The organism is Shewanella sp. UCD-KL12 (assembly GCF_001957125.1).
Taxonomy (GTDB): Bacteria; Pseudomonadota; Gammaproteobacteria; order Enterobacterales; family Shewanellaceae; genus Shewanella.
On record NZ_MPHJ01000001.1, the window covers coordinates 642,766 to 659,812 of the forward strand.

Below are 17,047 nucleotides of genomic sequence, written 5' to 3' on the forward strand. Positions count from 1 at the left end.
CGCAAAGCTGTGACTCTGGTAGGTAGAGTCAATGAGAAAACAGCATTACTTGCTTTGTGCTTGCCCTAAGGAAACAGTTCTTTGAGTAAAGTGTAGTTATTTTAGTATGGACGTATGGACATCTAGAGGTCTTGATGTATGATTAGGAGATATACAATGAAAAAATGGGTGAAACCGATCTTATCTATAGCCATAGCGGCAATGGCGCTAACAGGTTGTGCTACGCCAAATGCTGGCGTCGAGATCATGGGTGAGGTTTGGTATAGAGAGCGTATCGCTTTGCCACAAGATGCGGTGTTAACGGTACAAGTGAAAGATGTCTCTTTGATGGATGCACCCGCTGTTGTATTGGCTGAAATCGAGAGGGGTGGGGTAACGTCTCCAACACCATTTCATTTTTTGATCAACCGTGATCAGTTTGAGTCTGGGCATACCTACGCTATTGGGGCTCGCATCGAACACAATGACAAGCTGATGTTTATTAATACGCAAGCTTTTCAGATAGATTTAGGCTCAACAGAGCCGTTATCAATTAGGGTAGACAAGGTTAGTCGTTAAGTCAGTTAAGTCAGTTAAGTTTATCTGCGCCTAACTTCTTGTCAGTTGTTTAATGAATCAATAGATAGAGGATAAGGCGCAGTATGCCGGTTAAAATTCCCGATAATCTGCCTGCTGCAGGCATTTTAGAGTCAGAAAATATCTTCGTTATGTCCGAAACTCGGGCAGCTAATCAAGACATTCGTCCAATGAAGGTGCTGATCCTTAATCTAATGCCAAATAAGATTGAGACAGAGACACAGCTATTGCGTTTACTCGGTAATACCCCGCTGCAAGTGGATGTCGATCTACTGAGAATTCATGATAAAGAATCTAAACATACCTCTATCGATCATATGAACAACTTCTACCGTGACTTTGAGGCTGTTCGGCAAAAAAACTATGATGGCTTGATTATCACTGGAGCGCCTTTAGGCCAGGTCGAGTTTGAAGATGTGACCTATTGGGATCATATCAGGGAGATTATTGACTGGTCACAGCAACATGTTACCTCGGTGCTGTTTCTTTGTTGGGCTGCACATGCAGCGCTGTATCACCTTTATGGCTTGAACAGGAAGTTACTGACGGCCAAACGTTCAGGTGTGTTTGTGCATAGTCGAACCTGTAAGCACTTTCCGCTGCTAAGAGGGTTTGATGATGAGTTTCTCGCACCACACTCTCGCTTTGCTCAGGTCGATATTGAAGAGCTAAAAGCTCACCCAGCTTTGCAAGTGTTAACTGAATCAGAGCAAGCCGGTGCTTATATGGTACTCAGTACCAATAGCCGCAATCTATTTGTCACTGGGCATCCAGAATATCAAAAGACCACGTTAAAAGAGGAGTACTTGCGTGATCTTGCACAAGGGCTTAATCCAGATATTCCGCAAAATTACTTTAGAGACGATGATCCAGATAAAGAGCCTATTGCTCGCTGGCACGGCCATGGCAGTTTGCTTGTGAGTAATTGGCTTAACTATTATGTTTATCAGCTAACACCTTATAACCTAGACGATATGAGTGCGATAACCCCTTGGGAAGCTGATATATAGAGAAGTATGCGACTTATCTATCAGTTCACATCTGACAAAGGCAACATTTACATTTAAGCCAATTCAGCGCCCATAAAGCCACTGATTAGTATCAGTGGCTTTTATTTTTAGCCCATAGGGCTTTGGCCATTTAGTCCCTTCATTCTGCTGGTTCCAGCCCTGCTTGCCAGATTAAATTTGGCTGTGTAAATTTTGAGTGACAACCTGAGTTATTAGTTTCCAATCTTATATTACTATTTCCCCTTGCTTTACGTTCGCGTAAACGTCAGAGTGCTATTCTAAGATTAATAATATGAACTAGATCACCTTATTGGGCTGATAAACATAAAATGATGGAGTAGATAATGAGTACAGAACAGTTGAGCCAAGAGATTGTTATTGTGGCTGCAAAGCGTACCCCGATGGGTGGCTTTCAAGGATCGCTATCTACGGTTGCATCGCCAAAGCTTGCTGCTACAGCGATTAAAAGCTTAATCGAACAAACCGGTGTTGCCGCTGACGCTGTAGATGAAGTTTTAATGGGCTGTGTACTGCCCGCAGGTCTTGGCCAAGCGCCTGCACGTCAAGCAACCTTAGGGGCTGATTTGCCGCTTTCGGTTGGCGCTACCACAGTCAATAAAGTGTGTGGTTCAGGCATGAAGACCGTTATGTTAGCGCATGATCTGATTAAAGCAGGCAGCGCAGATATCGTTGTTGCTGGTGGTATGGAGAGCATGAGTCAGGCGCCATACTTGTTAGATAAAGCCCGTGGTGGCATGCGTATGGGACATGGCAAGGTGATGGACCATATGTTCCTTGATGGGCTAGAAGATGCCTATACTGGCGGCGCTATGGGAACATTTGCACAAAATACTGCAGATGAGTTTAAGCTGACTCGTGAGCAGATGGACGCTTTCTCATTAAGCTCTTTAGAAAAAGCCAATAAAGCGATTGAAACAGGCGCATTTAAAGATGAAATCGCCCCTGTGACAGTATCAAGCAGACGCGGTGACACAGTTATCGATACTGATGAGCAACCAGGTAATGCTCGCCCAGATAAGATCCCATCGCTTCGTCCAGCTTTTGCCAAAGATGGCACCATTACCGCGGCAAATTCAAGTTCCATCTCAGATGGCGCAGCAGCCTTAATGCTGATGACCGCAAAGCAAGCCAATGTACTCGGCTTGCCTATTCTTGCCACGATTAAGGGGCATAGCACTCATGCGCAAGAGCCATCGATGTTTACCACAGCACCCGTTGGCGCAATGAATAAGTTACTCGATAAGGTGAATTGGAGTAAGGATGATGTTGATCTATTTGAGATCAACGAAGCCTTTGCCATGGTAACCATGTTAGCTATCTCAGAGCTATCTCTAGATGCAGCTAAAGTGAACGTCAATGGCGGAGCTTGTGCGCTAGGGCACCCAATTGGCTGCTCAGGCTCACGCCTGCTCGTGACACTAATACATGCACTTAAAGCGAGAGGTCTTAAGCGAGGCGTTGCTTCATTGTGTATCGGTGGCGGTGAAGCTACTGCGATGGCAATCGAAGTATAGGGCGCTTTCTAGGCACTAGGTTCAACCTATAACTTAAACTTAGCGCCTAAATTCTAGACTGTGGTTTTTATGAGAAAGGGATAGCAAGATGACGACTCAAGTAAAACATTACATAGATGGTCAATTTATCGATGGCCTTGGCAATGTGCAGATTTCGGTGACAAACCCAGCTAACAACCAAGCTATTGCAACGATTAATGCAGCCACAGCTCAAGAGGTTGAAACCGCGGTAGCTAGCGCTAAAACAGCTTTTAAAACTTGGAAAGAGGTACCGGTATCGGAGCGCGCTCGGGTCATGTTCAGATACCAGCACCTGTTAAAAGAACATCATGATGAGCTCGCGACCCTATTAGCTGCAGAGACAGGTAAAACCTTTGAAGATGCAAAAGGAGATGTGTGGCGCGGAATTGAAGTGGCTGAGCATGCCTGTAATATCGCGACCCTGTTAATGGGTGAAACCGTTGAGAATGTCGCCAGAAGTATAGACACCTACAGTTACACACAACCATTGGGAGTCTGTGCCGGTATTACCCCGTTTAATTTTCCTGCCATGATCCCTTTGTGGATGTTCCCGCTTGCTATCGCCTGTGGCAACACCTTTGTACTTAAGCCTTCTGAGCAAGATCCCATGACGCCTCAGCGTTTAGTTGAGTTATTTGAAGAAGCTGGCGCTCCTAAAGGTGTGCTGCAGCTCGTACACGGTGACAAAACAGCGGTTGATGTATTGCTCAGTCATCAAGATGTTAAGGCTATCTCATTTGTTGGCTCAGTGGGTGTCGGCCAATATATCTATAAAACGGGTACAGATAACCTTAAGCGTGTGCAAGCGTTTGCCGGTGCTAAAAATCACTGTGTCATCATGCCAGATGCTAATAAACAGCAAGTGATTAATAACTTAGTTGGCGCCTCTGTCGGTGCTGCAGGTCAACGCTGTATGGCGTTATCGGTTGCTGTATTTGTTGGCGCTGCCAAAGAGTGGATCCCAGAGCTCAAAGAGGCGATTGCTAAAGTGAAGCCTGGACTTTGGGATGATAAAGATGCCGCTTACGGTCCGGTGATAAGCCCTGCAGCTAAAGCGCGAGTGCTGTCATTGATTGCTCAAGGTAAGGCAGAAGGCGCTGAGTGTTTGCTTGATGGATCTGATTTTACTGTACCAGGCTATGAGGCAGGTAATTGGGTTGGCCCGACTATGTTTAGCAAAGTCACTACTGATATGACTGTCTACAAAGAGGAGATTTTCGGTCCTGTTCTTTGCTGCATGGAAACTGAAACTCTCGAAGAAGCCATTAGTATCGTCAATGATAGCCCCTATGGTAACGGTACATCAATCTTTACCGCCAGTGGCGCAGTCGCGCGTAAATACCAACATGAGATAGAAGTGGGGCAGGTGGGGATCAATGTTCCTATTCCTGTGCCACTGCCATTTTTCTCTTTCACTGGTTGGAAGGGCAGCTTCTATGGCGATCAGCATGCCTATGGTAAACAAGCGGTGCGTTTTTATACCGAAACCAAAACCATTACAGCGCGTTGGTTTGAGTCGCAGATAAGTGATGCTGAACACGCTGAGCCCAATATGACGATTACGCTTAAATAGTCGAGCTAGCAATCGAGCTAGTAGTCGAGCGATAGTTACGTATTTAAGCTGGGTTATAGCCCAGCTTAAGTGATTAAAATTATGATACTTACAAAAGGCTGGCACACATTACAACAAAGCGCTTAGCGCTATTAAAAAACGTGCCGAAGGAGACCTAGAATGGATTTTAACCTCAGTGATGATCAGCGACAGTTTGCCGATTTAGCCCAGCAGTTTTCACAAGACGAACTCGCTCCCTTTGCGGCTAAATGGGATGAAGAGCATCACTTCCCTAAAGATGTCATACAACGCGCAGGAGAGCTTGGTTTTTGCTCCCTCTACTCTCCAGAAAGCGAAGGCGGCATGGGGCTTTCACGCCTAGATTCATCGATCATTTTCGAGCAACTCTCAATGGGCTGCACTGCAACCACTGCCATGTTGACCATACACAATATGGCGACCTGGATGGTGACCAGCTTTGGCTCTCAAACATTAAAAGATGAGTGGTCTGAGTCACTTACAACTGGACAAAAACTGGCATCTTACTGTTTAACAGAAGCTGGTGCGGGTAGTGACGCGGCGTCCCTTAAAACTAAAGCGGTGAGAGAGGGCGATGAGTATGTGATCTCTGGTGCCAAGATGTTTATCTCTGGCGCTGGTGCCACTGAAATGTTGGTGGTCATGTGCCGTACTGGTCAAGAGGGCCCTAAAGGGATCTCTGCTATTGCCGTGCCTGCAGATACGGCAGGTATCTCCTACGGCAAAGCTGAAGATAAGATGGGCTGGAATGCGCAGCCAACTCGTGAGGTGACTTTCGATCAGGTGCGTGTGCCTGTAACTAACCTTTTAGGTGAAGAGGGCCAAGGGTTTACTTTTGCGATGAAAGGGCTCGATGGCGGACGCATCAATATTGCCACCTGCTCAGTGGGAACAGCGCAAGCAGCGTTAGAGCGTGCCACACAATATATGAATGAGCGTAAACAGTTTGGTAAACCAATTGCTGCGTTTCAGGCATTGCAGTTTAAGTTAGCCGATATGGCAACCGAGTTAGTGGCGGCCAGACAGTTAGTGCGTTTAGCTGCATTTAAACTCGATACTGGTGATGCAGAGGCCACAGCATATTGCGCCATGGCGAAACGCTTCGCCACCGATATCGGCTTTCAGGTGTGTGATGCCGCGCTGCAGCTACACGGTGGTTATGGTTATATTCGTGAATATCCTTTAGAGCGTCATGTGCGTGATGTACGTGTACATCAGATTTTAGAGGGCACGAATGAGATCATGCGTTTAATTATTGCCCGCCGTCTACTCGATGAGAGTGCAGGGCAGATAGTGTAGTGCGCAACGGGCAAGCCGGAACTGATTAAAAAGGAAATAATAGATGACAGCCTTAATAGAAAAGATAGTAGGTAACACAGCAGTTATCACTATGAACAACCCTCCAGCGAATACTTGGACTGCAGAAAGTCTTCAGCTGCTTAAAGTTAGAGTTGAAGCCCTCAATGAAAACCCACAGGTTTATGCCTTAGTGATCACAGGCCAAGGTGAGAAGTTTTTCTCTGCTGGGGCAGATCTTAAGTTGTTTGCCGATGGCAATAAAGAGAATGCTGCCAATATGGCAGACTGTTTTGGTGAAGCGTTCGAAGCTTTGAGTGAATTTAATGGTGTTTCAATTGCAGCGATTAACGGCTATGCCATGGGCGGCGGTTTAGAGGTGGCATTAGCCTGTGATATTCGTATTGTTGAAACACAAGCTGTGATGGCCTTACCTGAAGCGACTGTCGGTTTACTGCCCTGTGCTGGCGGCACTCAAAACCTTGCCGCTCTAGTCGGAGAGGGCTGGGCTAAGCGGATGATTCTATGTGGTGAAAGAGTTGATGCTCTCAAAGCGGAGCGACTTAACTTAGTCGAAGAGGTGGTTGAAACGGGTGCTTCTCTTGATGCGGCAATGCAGTTGGCGAGTAAGGTCGCGAATCAAAGTCCAAGCAGTGTTAAGGCGTGTAAAACCTTGATCCAGGCGGGAAGAAGCATGCCACGTGAGCAGGCGCTGCCATTAGAGCGAGAGTTATTTGCCAATCTGTTTGACACCCAAGATCAAACTGAAGGGGTCACGGCATTTTTAGAAAAGCGTAAGCCAAGCTGGAAGAACTGCTAATGACGAATTCAGCCAATAAGAGTAACAGTGTGGTATTTCAAACCTTAGGTACAGCCTCGGGTAAGCAGATAGGGGTCATGACCCTAAATATGGAAAAAGCACTCAACTCAATTAATCTTGAGATGGTTCAGTCTATGTTTGCCCAGCTTAAGCTGTGGCAAAGCGACACGAGTATTGCCTTTGTGCTACTAGACGGTGCGGGTGAGAAAGCCTTTTGTGCGGGGGGCGATGTCCGTGCCATCTATCATGCTTCCATCGAAGCCCCTGGTGAATTAACTGAACAAGCCACTGATTTTTTTGAGCAGGAGTATCGCCTCGATCATCTTATTGATACCTATGCTAAGCCTATTCTAGTCTGGGGCAATGGAATTGTTATGGGTGGCGGCCTTGGGTTGATGATGGGCGCGAGTCACCGCGTTGTCACTGAGCATTCACGTATCGCCATGCCTGAGGTGACGATTGGTTTATATCCTGATGTGGGCGGTAGTTACTTTCTAAATCGTATGCCAGGTAAAACGGGACTGTTTTTGGGGCTTACTGCTTATAACATGAACGCCGCTGATGCTATCTATGTTGGGATAGGTAACCATTACCATGAGCATGATGACAAGCAGCCGTTGTTGGATAATTTAGCCACCTTGAACTGGAGTGATGAAGCTGCGAGTAATCATCAATTACTGACAGATGCGTTGAGCCTGATGGGAGAGCAAGCTGCAACGCCTCAGTCTAGTAACCTTGAGCGCTGCAGTGATGAGATTGATCAGCTTATGACGGGGTCACTCGATGAGATTGTTAGCAAGACCAGCGAAATGGGTCACTCAGAATCATGGTTGGCTCGACCAATAAAGACCATGTTATCGGGTAGCCCTATAAGCTTGCAGCTTATCTATCGTCAAGCGCAGTTAGGTACAGAATTGAGTCTAGCGGAAGTGTTTCGCTTTGAATTGGGGTTAAGCGTCAATTGCTGCGCTATGGGAGATTTCTCTGAAGGTGTTAGAGCCTTATTGATAGATAAAGATCGTAGCCCTAAATGGCAGTATCAAGGTATTCAAGATATACCTACAGAGCTGATAGACAAGATGATGAGTTCACCATGGAAGTCGCAGTCACACCCCTTAATGAACTTGAGCTAGCTTAAGCTTATTTTAGTAAAGGGAATATAGGCTTGGCGAGCAGAGATGCGGCAACACATTAAGTGTTAACAGGGATCACTTCAGATTTAAGGAGCATAAAGATGACAACAATTGCATTTATCGGTTTAGGACATATGGGCGCGCCAATGGCGGCCAACTTAGTAAAATCAGGTGCGACAGTAAAAGTGTTTGATCTTGTGCCTGAAACGATGAAGTCGCTGACAGACCTTGGCGCATTAAGTGCTCCGACGGCTTGCGGCGCAGCGGCAGGTGCCGATGTGGTGATAACCATGTTGCCTGCGGGTAAACATGTGCGCTCTCTCTATTTAGGAGAGGGGGGCACTAACAAGGGACTTGTCGAGGTTGTCGCTGATGGCACCCTGTTAATTGACTGCTCAACCATAGATGCTCAGAGTGCCAAGCAGGTTGCCCAAGTGGCTAAAGCGAAAGGATTGGAGTTTATCGATGCGCCAGTTTCTGGTGGCACAGCGGGCGCTGCAGCTGGTACATTAACTTTTATCTGTGGTGGCAGTGATACTGCATTCGAGCAAGCGTCTAAAGTGTTAACCCATATGGGGGCTAATATCTTGCATGCAGGCGGCCCAGGCGCTGGTCAAGTGGCAAAAATCTGCAATAACATGCTGTTGTCTGTATTGATGATAGGGACCAGTGAGTCTTTGCAGATGGGAATTGACCATGGTTTAGACCCAAAAGTACTTTCTGAGATAATGAAGGTCAGTAGTGGTGGTAATTGGACGCTAGATAAATATAATCCTTGTCCAGAGGTTATGGAGTCAGTGCCTTCATCTAACGGTTATCAGGGTGGTTTTATGGTCGATCTTATGGTTAAAGATCTCGGCTTATCCCAAGAAGCTGCGCTGCTCACAAACTCCAGTACTCCGATGGGAGCGCTGGCTCGAAGTTTATATGTGAATCATGCCCGTCAAGGTAATGGTGAACGTGATTTCTCTAGTATTTTTGAGCAGTTTGCTAATGCTCAACAGATTTCTAATACTCAACAAATTAAAAGCAAAGGGTAAGACAATGGATTTAAAAGATAAGGTAGTGGTCATTACTGGCGGCGCTGGTGGGTTAGGTTTGGCAATGGCAATGGATCTAGCTGAAGCAGGCGCTAAGTTGGCCCTTATCGATGTGGATCAAGAGAAGCTTGAGCGAGCTTGCGCCGATATCGGCGACAGAACTGAAGTTCAAGGTTATGCGTTTGATATTACTGATGAAGAAGATGTTGTTGCCGGATTTGGTTACATTTTAGAAGACTTTGGTCAGGTCAACGTGCTAGTTAACAATGCAGGTATTTTGTTCGATGGCATGCTAGTGAAAGCTAAAGACGGCAAGGTGACAGACCGTATGTCATTCGAGCAGTTCCAAGCGGTGATCAATGTTAACTTGACTGGTTCATTCCTATGTGGGCGAGAGGCTGCTGCTGCGATGATAGAATCTAAGCAAGAGGGAGTGATCATTAATATCTCTAGCTTAGCCAAAGCGGGCAACATGGGACAAACTAACTATTCAGCGTCTAAAGCGGGTGTTGCTGCTATGTCTGTTGGTTGGGCAAAAGAGCTGGCAAGATACAATATTCGTAGTGCCGCAGTTGCGCCTGGTGTGATTGAAACAGAGATGACGGCTGCGATGAAGCCTGAAGCCCTTGAGCGTATGGAGAAGATGGTGCCAGTTGGCCGGTTAGGTCAACCGTCAGAGATCTCATCTACGGTTAAGTTCATCATCGAAAATGACTATGTTAATGGTCGTATCTTCGAGATTGATGGCGGCATAAGAATCTAGGCTTAACGCTAGATTTTTATTTGGGTTTCTTATTTTAGCTTCTCAAAAATATGATTGTAATAAACGGGCTTAGGCCCGTTTATTGTTTTCAGCGCTAAACCACCTATTTCTGTAGGTGGTTATCATCGATAGGCTTTGTTTGAAGTCGTTAATGTCGCTTTTTTATGCCAAATGTTGTGCAGGTGCATGCTAGCTAAAACTCTCTTTCTGGGAGTAACTTTGAATCCCTCTTCTTCAAAAGGCGGATATTGACTTTCCGTAGACTATTTAAGAACCATAAAACGATCTGTATTAAACCCTTATTAACAGTGTTTAGTTATACCAATCAGTATAAAGATGTGATCGCTCAGCGAGAGTTTAGCGTTTCAGAGGCAAGGCAACGAGTGAAGAGCATAGTTATTCTACGTTTAAGCTTGTTAACAGAGCATATGAAACGCTAAAACTCGCCTTTCAGGAGTGTTTTTGGCTACCTACTTCTTCGTTGAACAGCTTCACAAGGGAATAACCATTCCATCAGCTATTCGCCTTGAATTAGTTGCCAAAAAACACTCTGAGTAGATCACCTTCTTATACTGATTGGTATTAGACTTACACAAGTACTTACATAACCGATGATGATAAGTGATAATGTTATTTGTATGCACCGGGGGGGAGTGAGTTGAGGTTTGATAAGAAGATGGTTTGGTTAGAGAAAGCGACTAGAAATTTAATGTTACTCGTTGGGGTATTTGGTGTTCTGGTCATCTACTTTGGATTTTTTTACCTCTTGTTTAGTGGACGAAATACTGCCGCTTTGCCTTGGTACTTACTCCTATCACCTTGGGTCTGTATTTTTTATGGGCTGCCAAGTGAGAAAAAGATTGAAGTGATTGAATGGTTTAGAAAAAAGTTTGTTAAAAAATAATAAATCTAAGTGCCATAACAGATTGGGAAGTGTGTAATGGAGCGTGTAATAAGATCCCCTATTAAGGTTGCCCATATTATCTATGGCTTGCTTCTAGTATTTCTTTGCGCCTGCGGCCAGCCTGAGCCTACCCAAAAACTGGATAAAAAAAGTGGCCGTCAGCTTGTTGAGTATGGCAGTTGGGTATCCCCTATTTCAGCCAAAGATGTTTATGGGCTTTCTGACAGCTTCGGTGAGCTACAAAGCGTTAATGGTGCACTCTATTTTATCGAGACAGATTCACAAGCTGCTGGGCGTGTCGGCATCAAGCGTCTTGCAACTGATGGCACAGTTGCAACTGCGGTGAGCTCAGCGTTCGATGTCCGATCACGGGTTCATGAGTATGGCGGGTCGCCATTTCTCGGTATCGGTCAGAGTATTTTTGTCTCAAAAGCTGATGACCAATTACTTTATCGAATCGCGCCAAATCAAGAACCTGTAGCGCTGACTCTGGATGGTACTCGCCATGCTGATTGCGCTTCATATCCTAAAGGCTCACGTATTATCTGTGTGCGTGAAGATCATCGAGAGGCTGGTGAGCCTGTTTCAAGCCTGGTTGCACTGAACCTGAATTTTGCTGATGAGGGAGAGGTGCTTAAACTCGGTGACGATTTTTATTCATCTCCTAAAGTCTCCCCTGATATGAAAAAGCTGGTTTGGCTGGCGTGGCAACACCCGAATATGCCTTGGGACAACACGGAGCTTTGGATAGGTGATATAGAGCCCAAAGGTGGCCTTCATAATGCGACTCGGTTACTTCCGGAGCTGGAAGGAGCGATTACTCAACCACTATTTAGTCCTAGTGGGGAGCTCTATTTTGTCGCCGATTTTGATAATTGGTGGAATCTATATCGCATTACTCCTGAAGGAACGTTGGAACAAGTGTTAGACAAGGATGCTGAGTTTGCAATCCCTGATTGGAAGCTTGGTAATCATAATTATGCCTTCGAATCAGATAATACCATCATAGCTAGCTATAGTGCTAAGGGCTTAGCTTCACTGATACGTATCTATCTTGATACGGGAATAGTGGAGGAGGTTGCAGTTGATTTTGGTGAAATATCTCAGGTAGTTAAAGGTGAAAGTGGTGTGTACTTTGTCGGTAACAAAGTAACGCCAGAGAAGGGCATTTATCGTGTTAACGGACGTGGTACCGAGCTTATCTACTCTCCGGATTTAACCGTCGTCGACCCTCGCTATATCTCTCGGGCCGAAAGTATCAGCCTAGAAACAAGCGATCATGAAACCATTTTTGGTTATTTTTATGGCCCTAGGAATCCAGACTATCTTGCGCCGAATGATACTAGGCCACCTCTGATCGTGATGTTACATGCTGGCCCTACAGCAAAGGCCAGCTTGGCATTTAGGCGTGATATTCAGTATTGGACTAGCAGAGGTTTTGCCGTACTGGATCTTAATTATCGCGGCAGTTCAGGTTTTGGGCGTGAATATCGTCAAAGTCTTTATGGGCAGTGGGGAGTTGCAGATGTTGAAGATGCGGTTCGTGCTGCCGGTTACTTGGTCAATAAAGGTTGGGTTGATGGCACTAAGTTAGCAATAAGAGGTTCAAGTGCTGGTGGGCTTACCGTTTTATCTGCCTTAGCTTTTTATAATACGTTTAAGGCGGGTGTGAGCTATGCGGGGGTGAGCGATATGGAGATTCTGAGTAAAGAAACCCATAAATTTGAATCAAGCTACCTTGAGTTATTAGTTGGCAAAAATACCGAAGAAAACAATGTCTATAGACAACGCTCTCCGCTGCATCATCTTGAAGAGCTGAAGGAGCCGCTATTGCTGATCCAGGGAGGGGACGACCCTGTAATATCAACTAAGCAGTCCATTAAAGTATTTAATGCACTTAAGGCGAGGGGCGTGCCTACCGCCTACCTAGAGTTTGAAGGGGAAGGGCATAGGTTAAGAGATCCGAGTAACAAGATGACTGCGCTTGAAGCTGAGTTGTCATTCTATGGCAAGGTATTCGGTTTCTCTCCTGCTGGGAATATTCAGCCACTTAAACTTGAAAACGCGCACCGATTAAAGAAACATTAAGGATATGTACTGAGTAAAGCGGCGCTACGTTTTGTCTCCAGCTAGTGGATACTTTTTGGGTTACAGCTTTTGAGAACTATTTGTTATAACTATGGCGTCTCGGGATCTTGGCTTAGACCTGACAATATAGCGCAATCGGGCTGATGTCCGCCACGACACTCTTTGATAAGACCTTTTAGCTGGCTCTCTAAGGTCTTTAGCTTTTTTACCCTATCACTCACGATTTTAAGGTGAGTCTTAGCTAATTGTTTTACATCTTCTGCACTTCTATCTTGATTCATCTTGAGATCGAGTAAAGAGCGGCAATCATCCAGAGAGAAGCCAAGCCCGCGACAGTGATTGATAAATTTAAGGAACTCAATCTGAGGTTCGTCATATTCTCGATAACCATTCTCACCGCGCGCAGCACAGATAAGCCCTATATCATGATAATAACGAATACTTTTTACTGTTAAACCAGTCAGCTTTGCTACTTCACCAATCTTCATTTGATATCTCCAGAGCTTATTCACATCGAAGCGCGAGGGTTTAAGTTCATTATTTTTTCAATAAGCGTTTGACTCTCCTATTAGGGGAGACATTAACCTAAGTGCAGTGGAATGGGAACAACCTATTTAAAGTCGTCTTGATCTAAACTCAATATCTTGAGTGTGGGGAGTCAATGATTATGAAAAGTAGCAATAGCATGACCTTGTATGTGCCTCAAATGAATTGCGCCAGTTGTGTCGCCAAAATTGAGGGTGCATTCGAAAAATTAACACTGCCTGATGGGGCTAATGTCAGCGAAAAAGTGATTGCACGGGTAAATCTGGCCGATAAGCAGGTACAGCTTCAAGGTGCGATAAACAGTGACCTTGCAATCAAAACGGTAGCCAGTGTTGGCTACGACAGTGAGCTCGTGATCGATGCTAAGGCCGCCATTGAGAATAAGTCGAAAACAGAACAGGCTGAATACCGCACTCGTATCATTCAGTCGATGCTAGGCTTGGGACTTGGTGTACCTATGATGTTATGGGGGCTATTGGGTGGTGAAATGATGGTCAACAACTCAGAGCAGCAGTTCGCTTGGGGCGCGATGGGCATTGTCACCTTTATCTTACTTGTCACTACTGGTGGACACTTTTATAAGGGAATGTGGCGTGCGATTAAGGCTCGAACTGCCAATATGGATACCTTGATTGTTCTCGGTACTACAACGGCATGGGCTTACTCTATGTTGGTGGTGATTATGCCAAGCTTTTTCCCCGCCGATACTCGCCATGTTTACTTTGAAGCCAGCGTAATGATTTTGGGTCTGATTAACTTAGGCCATGCGCTAGAGTTGAGAGCAAAGGGAAAAACCAGTGAAGCAGTGCAGCGTTTAATCGGCTTGCAGGCAACAACCGCTTTTAGGATCGCAGAGAGTGGCGATGAAGAGGTAGAGATTAGCGCCATAAATATCGGTGATATGTTGCGGTTAAAGCCAGGTGGACGAGTCGCGCTTGATGGCGAGGTGGTGAGTGGCAGCTCTAACCTCAATGAATCTATGCTGACTGGTGAACCTGTTCCTGTGTCTAAAGCTATTGGCGATACACTCAATGCTGGTACGGTCAACGGTAACGGCAGCATCATCTACCGTGTGACAGCGGGAGCCACCGATACGCGTTTATCGAAAATAATCAGCTTAGTGCAACAAGCACAAACCTCCAAGATGCCAATTGGGCGTTTAACAGATAAGATCTCAGCGTATTTTGTGCCTGTTGTTGTGCTCATTGCCATTACAGCCTCAATAATCTGGTTCTTGGCAGGACCTGCGCCTCAGATCTCCCATGCATTAGTCGTTTTAACCAGTGTGTTAATCATTGCATGCCCTTGTGCTCTGGGCTTAGCGACACCTATGTCAATTATGGTTTCTGTAGGACGAGCTGCGCAGATGGGCGTATTGATAAAAAATGGTGAAGCGCTGCAAACAGCCAGTAAAGTGACTACTGTTGTACTGGATAAAACGGGAACCATCACAGCCGGTACACCTAAAGTGACCTGTATGCAGTTAGTTCAAAATTTGGTTGGTGAAAACGCAGATCCAGCTTTAGATAACAGTACAGATTTGGATAGTTTAATGATTCAAATCGCCAGTTTAGAGCAGCACTCTGAGCACCCGCTTGCCCAGGCTATTCTTGATAAAGCAGAGGAAAAGAAACTCAGCTTAGTAGAGCCTGGAAGCTTTAACAATATTCAAGGGAGAGGCATTGTTGGTAACATAGATGGCGTGTCACTGGCGATCGGTAATATGGCGTTGATGGATATGCAAGAGGTATGTATTGCTGATATTGGCGCTGAGTATATTGCCTCACTATCACAAAAAGGCATAACGCCAGTGTATGTGGCAAAAGACAGCAGACTTGTGGCAGTAATGGGCATTAGCGACCCGATAAAGCCAGATGCTGTGGCTGCGATAAGGGCACTTAAAAAGTTAGGTAAACGTGTGGTGCTACTGAGTGGAGACAAGCAAGCAACGGTGCAAGCTGTGGCTAGTCAAGTTGGTATTGAGGAGGTGATAGCGGAAGTGTTGCCTGAACAAAAGCAAGCTCAAGTAGTAGCGCTAAAAGCTGAGGGAGAGATAGTTGCTATGGTTGGTGATGGTATCAATGATGCGCCAGCACTGGTGAGTGCCGATGTGGGGATAGCCATGGGGGATGGTACTGAGGTTGCGATAGAGAGTGCGGATCTCACTTTTCTTACAGGGCGACTCTCGGTATTAGCTGAGACCTTTGTCTTAGCGAATGCAGGAATGAGAAATATCAAACAGAATCTATTCGGCGCGTTTGTTTATAACACTTTAGGTATCCCCATTGCAGCTGGAGTGTTATTTCCTTTTACTGGAATGTTGTTGAGCCCAGTTGTTGCCGGCGCTGCGATGGCGCTTTCATCGTTGACCGTGGTGACAAATGCTAATCGCTTGAGGCATGTGAAGTTAACTCGGTAGTTTATCGCTAGTGTAATAGGTGCATGACATCCCAATAAAACCTAAATAAACCTAAATAAAACCTATTCGAGCTGTTATCTATCTATAGCTCTTTAGGTGATCCTGTATCCGCAGGTGTCATGTTCCCACTGACAGGTATGTTACTCAGCCCGGTAATAGCAGGCGCTGCGATGGCACTCTTATTTCAGTTAGCACCTTTGACGGTGGTCTCAGGTGCTAACTGATTGAGTTATTCCATTAAATAAGCATTTAAAATGCAATTACTAATAGGCAAAGTAGCTACTATAAAAGTCATTTCTTAAGTGTAAGTGAGCGTATTTGTAATGTCGCTAAACCGCCATCTTTATCTGTCAAACTTGGCGTTAAATACAGCGCGTTAACCTTCTCAAGTACAATGCCGTAATCTATAGAGTCCATTGGAGTCCAGTCTGGGCGTGCAAAGTCGTTTAACTCGACTTCTTGGGGGCGCCATTGTGAAGCTGCTGGTAGCTTTACTTGGTAATGGGCATAACTCTTATCACCTTGCTTACCATAATGGGTTTGTGACAATTTTATCAATAATGGAGTATCACATTTATAAGTAAGGGTAATTTTGTTTGTTCCCAATAGTAAAGCTGGATCTGGAGTGTAAATTACTTCTATCCATGAGTTACGCTGAGGATCAACGCGGGGGATACGGTTAAAGTTAATCCAAACCCCCTCTTCAGTGATTAATTTATTCTTAACCTTAGCTATACTCCCGTAAGGGTCAGTTGCATAACTCCATTGTGCTGCTTCTAAGGCCGGATACTGCTCGTTGGCATATAATGTGGTGGGGAATAGTAGGACGCACACTAAGTTAAATAGGATGGCTTTCATATATTTCGGCATAATTACCCTTGATAAATTAAAATGCACAAAGTGTTTAAACAACGTTTCGTTAGCTGGGCTATATAATAACAAACAGTTACTTGTGCCATTAAACTTAAAATTAGAACAAAGTTACTCTTAGAAAAGCAGACCTACCTATTTCAGTTAACTCAAATAGAGGAAAAGTGAGATAGTGGTAATTCACCTTGTAAAATAGGCTAATGAGAATGCTTGGTAGGGGAAAGTAGTCTAATAGTACAGGGAACAAATGGTTTGAAAACGAAGTCTTAATATGGGGTTCAAGTTGATAATTTGAGCTGAAATGCTATAGTACCGCGCTTAAAATTTTTGAGTAATGCCTCTATTCCTGGTGTTACTTAATCCAGTCAGCTTCAAATACTCAAAAATTGCTGAATTGGCTGGTTCTGTTTTATCTTTAAATCACTCGAATTTTGG

14 protein-coding genes are annotated in these 17,047 nt (G+C 45.1%); 12 read left to right on the forward strand and 2 right to left on the reverse strand.

Translation table 11 applies throughout. From position 1 onward, the window contains the following. The first annotated feature begins 156 nt into the window (after positions 1 to 156). The 11 genes from BM736_RS02745 (at position 157) to BM736_RS02800 (ending at position 12,777) form a co-directional block, all read left to right on the forward strand. The gene (locus BM736_RS02745; RefSeq protein ID WP_076408298.1) at positions 157 to 558 is read left to right on the forward strand and encodes a YbaY family lipoprotein; all 402 of its coding nucleotides are present in this window, start codon (positions 157 to 159) and stop codon (positions 556 to 558) included. Between the two features lie 83 nt (positions 559 to 641). After that, positions 642 to 1,586, forward strand: coding sequence for a homoserine O-succinyltransferase (gene metA / locus BM736_RS02750; protein ID WP_076408300.1), 945 nt, complete (start codon positions 642 to 644; stop codon positions 1,584 to 1,586). A 344-nt stretch (positions 1,587 to 1,930) separates the two neighbouring features. After that, positions 1,931 to 3,121, forward strand: coding sequence for an acetyl-CoA C-acyltransferase (locus BM736_RS02755; RefSeq protein WP_076408303.1), 1,191 nt, complete (start codon positions 1,931 to 1,933; stop codon positions 3,119 to 3,121). An 88-nt stretch (positions 3,122 to 3,209) separates the two neighbouring features. After that, complete coding sequence (locus tag BM736_RS02760) at positions 3,210 to 4,715, forward strand: CoA-acylating methylmalonate-semialdehyde dehydrogenase (protein ID WP_076408305.1); 1,506 nt, start codon at positions 3,210 to 3,212, stop codon at positions 4,713 to 4,715. Between the two features lie 159 nt (positions 4,716 to 4,874). After that, positions 4,875 to 6,032 (forward strand): acyl-CoA dehydrogenase family protein, encoded by a 1,158-nt coding sequence (locus BM736_RS02765; protein ID WP_076408308.1) that lies wholly within the window; start codon positions 4,875 to 4,877, stop codon positions 6,030 to 6,032. Between the two features lie 43 nt (positions 6,033 to 6,075). Continuing rightward, the gene (locus BM736_RS02770) at positions 6,076 to 6,849 is read left to right on the forward strand and encodes an enoyl-CoA hydratase (RefSeq protein WP_076408311.1); all 774 of its coding nucleotides are present in this window, start codon (positions 6,076 to 6,078) and stop codon (positions 6,847 to 6,849) included. Then, positions 6,849 to 7,982: an enoyl-CoA hydratase/isomerase family protein gene (locus BM736_RS02775; RefSeq protein WP_076408314.1), complete on the forward strand. Its 1,134-nt coding sequence runs from the start codon at positions 6,849 to 6,851 to the stop codon at positions 7,980 to 7,982. Before BM736_RS02770 ends, BM736_RS02775 begins: the two co-directional genes overlap by 1 nt. 101 nt (positions 7,983 to 8,083) lie before the next feature. After that, entirely contained in the window at positions 8,084 to 9,022 is a 939-nt protein-coding gene (gene mmsB, locus BM736_RS02780; protein WP_076408317.1) for a 3-hydroxyisobutyrate dehydrogenase, read from the forward strand. A gap of 4 nt (positions 9,023 to 9,026) precedes the next feature. Continuing rightward, positions 9,027 to 9,785 (forward strand): SDR family oxidoreductase, encoded by a 759-nt coding sequence (locus tag BM736_RS02785; RefSeq protein WP_076408320.1) that lies wholly within the window; start codon positions 9,027 to 9,029, stop codon positions 9,783 to 9,785. 658 nt (positions 9,786 to 10,443) lie between these two features. After that, a complete protein-coding gene (locus BM736_RS02795) occupies positions 10,444 to 10,689 on the forward strand; it encodes a hypothetical protein (protein WP_143562305.1) in 246 nt (81 codons plus the stop codon). Positions 10,690 to 10,725: 36 nt separating this feature from the next. Next, a complete protein-coding gene (locus BM736_RS02800; RefSeq protein ID WP_143562307.1) occupies positions 10,726 to 12,777 on the forward strand; it encodes a prolyl oligopeptidase family serine peptidase in 2,052 nt (683 codons plus the stop codon). 89 nt (positions 12,778 to 12,866) lie between these two features. Here the strand turns inward: BM736_RS02800 and BM736_RS02805 are convergent, their stop codons facing one another. After that, positions 12,867 to 13,265: a MerR family transcriptional regulator gene (locus BM736_RS02805; protein ID WP_076408325.1), complete on the reverse strand. Its 399-nt coding sequence runs from the start codon at positions 13,263 to 13,265 to the stop codon at positions 12,867 to 12,869. Between the two features lie 173 nt (positions 13,266 to 13,438). Here BM736_RS02805 and BM736_RS02810 point away from each other — a divergent pair, with 173 nt between their 5' ends. After that, positions 13,439 to 15,742, forward strand: coding sequence for a heavy metal translocating P-type ATPase (locus BM736_RS02810; protein WP_076408328.1), 2,304 nt, complete (start codon positions 13,439 to 13,441; stop codon positions 15,740 to 15,742). 291 nt (positions 15,743 to 16,033) lie between these two features. Here BM736_RS02810 and BM736_RS02815 read toward each other — a convergent pair whose 3' ends face one another. Further along, complete coding sequence (locus tag BM736_RS02815) at positions 16,034 to 16,612, reverse strand: hypothetical protein (protein WP_256717684.1); 579 nt, start codon at positions 16,610 to 16,612, stop codon at positions 16,034 to 16,036. Between the last annotated feature and the right edge of the window lie 435 nt (positions 16,613 to 17,047).

Excerpts from the sequence above, each read along its gene's own strand:
- BM736_RS02745 (WP_076408298.1), top strand. The coding sequence starts at position 157 with ATGAAAAAATGGGTGAAACCGATCTTATCTATAGCCATAGCGGCAATG.
- metA (WP_076408300.1), top strand. The coding sequence starts at position 642 with ATGCCGGTTAAAATTCCCGATAATCTGCCTGCTGCAGGCATTTTAGAG.
- BM736_RS02755 (WP_076408303.1), top strand. The coding sequence starts at position 1,931 with ATGAGTACAGAACAGTTGAGCCAAGAGATTGTTATTGTGGCTGCAAAG.
- BM736_RS02760 (WP_076408305.1), top strand. The coding sequence starts at position 3,210 with ATGACGACTCAAGTAAAACATTACATAGATGGTCAATTTATCGATGGC.
- BM736_RS02765 (WP_076408308.1), top strand. The coding sequence starts at position 4,875 with ATGGATTTTAACCTCAGTGATGATCAGCGACAGTTTGCCGATTTAGCC.
- BM736_RS02770 (WP_076408311.1), top strand. The coding sequence starts at position 6,076 with ATGACAGCCTTAATAGAAAAGATAGTAGGTAACACAGCAGTTATCACT.
- BM736_RS02775 (WP_076408314.1), top strand. The coding sequence starts at position 6,849 with ATGACGAATTCAGCCAATAAGAGTAACAGTGTGGTATTTCAAACCTTA.
- mmsB (WP_076408317.1), top strand. The coding sequence starts at position 8,084 with ATGACAACAATTGCATTTATCGGTTTAGGACATATGGGCGCGCCAATG.
- BM736_RS02785 (WP_076408320.1), top strand. The coding sequence starts at position 9,027 with ATGGATTTAAAAGATAAGGTAGTGGTCATTACTGGCGGCGCTGGTGGG.
- BM736_RS02800 (WP_143562307.1), top strand. The coding sequence starts at position 10,726 with ATGGAGCGTGTAATAAGATCCCCTATTAAGGTTGCCCATATTATCTAT.
- BM736_RS02805 (WP_076408325.1), bottom strand. The coding sequence starts at position 13,265 with ATGAAGATTGGTGAAGTAGCAAAGCTGACTGGTTTAACAGTAAAAAGT.
- BM736_RS02810 (WP_076408328.1), top strand. The coding sequence starts at position 13,439 with ATGATTATGAAAAGTAGCAATAGCATGACCTTGTATGTGCCTCAAATG.
- BM736_RS02815 (WP_256717684.1), bottom strand. The coding sequence starts at position 16,612 with ATGCCGAAATATATGAAAGCCATCCTATTTAACTTAGTGTGCGTCCTA.